At 46.5% G+C, this 2,149-nt stretch carries 4 protein-coding genes; all 4 read left to right on the top strand.

Features of this window, described 5'->3' with window-relative positions:
- Positions 1-98: nicotinate-nucleotide--dimethylbenzimidazole phosphoribosyltransferase (locus ACP45E_RS13945; RefSeq protein WP_141707342.1), on the top strand; the 98-nt coding region annotated here is incomplete at its 5' end.
- Complete coding sequence (locus ACP45E_RS13940; RefSeq protein ID WP_017037433.1) at positions 98-913, top strand: adenosylcobinamide-GDP ribazoletransferase; 816 nt, start codon at positions 98-100, stop codon at positions 911-913. The genes ACP45E_RS13945 and ACP45E_RS13940, both read left to right, overlap by 1 nt.
- Positions 910-1,455 (top strand): bifunctional adenosylcobinamide kinase/adenosylcobinamide-phosphate guanylyltransferase, encoded by a 546-nt coding sequence (gene cobU, locus ACP45E_RS13935; protein WP_017037434.1) that lies wholly within the window; start codon positions 910-912, stop codon positions 1,453-1,455. The genes ACP45E_RS13940 and cobU overlap by 4 nt, the downstream gene beginning before the upstream one ends.
- 34 nt (positions 1,456-1,489) lie before the next feature.
- Positions 1,490-2,104 (top strand): histidine phosphatase family protein, encoded by a 615-nt coding sequence (locus ACP45E_RS13930; protein ID WP_017037435.1) that lies wholly within the window; start codon positions 1,490-1,492, stop codon positions 2,102-2,104.
- Positions 2,105-2,149: the final 45 nt, after the last annotated feature.

Here is a 2,149-nt window from a genome sequence, read left to right as displayed (position 1 = left end):
AGGGAACCGGGGCGGTGCTTGCTATGCCTTTAGTGAGAGCAGCAGCCGAATTCTATAATAATATGGCGAGCTTTGAAGATGCGGGCGTGACCGTCTAATGGTCGCTTGGTTCAGGTATCAGCGTGACCTATTTTGGTTAGCGCTCAGTTTTTTTTCACGCATTCCTATTCCTAAGGATACGCCTTACAGCGCAGAACGCATGAATCGTTCAGGGCGCTACTTTGCTTTGGTCGGTGCATTATTAGGGGCCCTCTGCGGTGGAAGTTTCTGGCTGTTGTCCCTCATTCTTCCCAATGACATAGCACTGTTTATTATGCTCGCCTTCAGTTTAATGTTGACGGGCGCATTCCATGAAGATGGTCTAACAGACATGGCGGATGGCATTGGCGGAGGAATGAGTATAGAGCGGCGCTTATCGATCATGAAAGATAGCCGCATAGGAACCTACGGCGCGGCAACATTAGTCATGGGACTTCTGGGTAAGTTTTTATTATTGAGTGAATTAACGGAGCGAGACGAAAACGGTGGAATGCTTGTCTTTCTTACCGTGATTATGGCCTATACGATGAGTCGAACTGTCGCGGCTTCACTTATTTTTGATATGCCATACGTGAGCGACAATGATACCAGTAAAAGTAAGCCATTAGCTCAAACCCAAACCCCTGCGGAACTTGCGTTTCTAATAGCATGCGCGGCATTGACGTTATTGATTATGACACCATTCGTTTCCTGTGCTCTAACCTTAGCATTGTTGATAGCCCGTTATGCATTTAAACGATGGTTGTTAGCACGAATAGGTGGCTTTACCGGTGATTGTTTAGGTGCAGCGCAACAACTCAGTGAGTTGCTCATTTACCTGATACTTGTTGGGTTCGCTCATAATCAGGTTAACGTGCTTGGAGGTTGGTTATGAGTATTCACCTTATACTGGGCGGAGCCCGTTCTGGAAAATCAAGCCATGCGGAGCAGCAAGCTAAACAGTGCTTATCCTCAGGCAAAGAGGGCGTAACACAGTTGCATTACGTGGCGACGGCTCAAGCGTTTGACGAAGAGATGAAGCAACGAATACGACATCATCAAGAGCAAAGAGATGAACGATGGATTGAACATGAAATCCCGATAAACCTCGTAGAGATGATAAATGCCTTTACCGCTCATGATGTTGTTTTAATTGACTGCCTAACGTTATGGTTGAATAACGTCATATTCTCCAGGGGTGACAATGTCACGTCAGAGGCGGTGCAGAGCGAAATAACCGAATTACAAAGCGCGCTTAAACAGACCAGTGCCACGATTATCTTGGTCTCAAACGAGGTTGGGCTAGGTGTGGTTCCACTGGGTAAAGTATCGCGAATGTTCGTTGATCATGCCGGCTGGATGAACCAAAAAATCGCATCTATTTCTAGCCGAGTGGAATTTATTGCAGCAGGCTTGCCAATGACACTAAAGCAATAAAGCCGCCAAAACACCAGAATAACGAGAGTGATGTATGGATAAAGTAGTCAATGTTTACTTATTACGGCATGGGAAAACAGTTGGGCCTGCCGCGCTAAACGGGCGAACCGATGTACCAGTCTGTAGCGACACACAAACCCAGATTGCCGATGCACTGAATAAAGATGCCATTGAGTTCGCTTCCGTCATTACGTCTCCTTTGTCTCGTTGCCGTGCACTGGCAGAAAAACTGCATAGGTTGGAGTCATCAATACCTTATCGAATCGAGACACGATTCCAGGAATTCAACTTCGGCGACTACGATGGTAAGACGTTTGATGAGCTGCAACCCATGTGGCCACAGTTATCGACATTTTGGGTCGATCCCGCGCATCACACGTTACCCAATGCCGAGCGTTTACAAGATTTCCATGAACGAGTGAGTCAAGGTTGGCTGGAGCTGACTACAAAGATTCAGGATGATACTCTCGTTGTCTGTCATGGTGGGACAATTCGTCTGATCTTGGCGCAAATTCTTAACGTGGATTGGTCAAACCCAGCATGGTACTCAAGCCTTCATATTGGGAATCAATCCATCACCCACATAAAAGTGACCCTATCTGAACAACCAGTTGCACAGATCCAAATGATAGGGAAGCCCCTGTTTTAATACATACTAGGGCGTGATGATCTTTCGAGCTGATTTTTGCAGCAA

Source organism: Vibrio genomosp. F10 str. 9ZD137, assembly GCF_049974785.1.
Classification (GTDB): domain Bacteria; phylum Pseudomonadota; class Gammaproteobacteria; order Enterobacterales; family Vibrionaceae; genus Vibrio.
The sequence above is the reverse complement of the archived record's forward strand: the minus strand, read 5'-3'. Positions and strand labels throughout refer to the sequence as shown.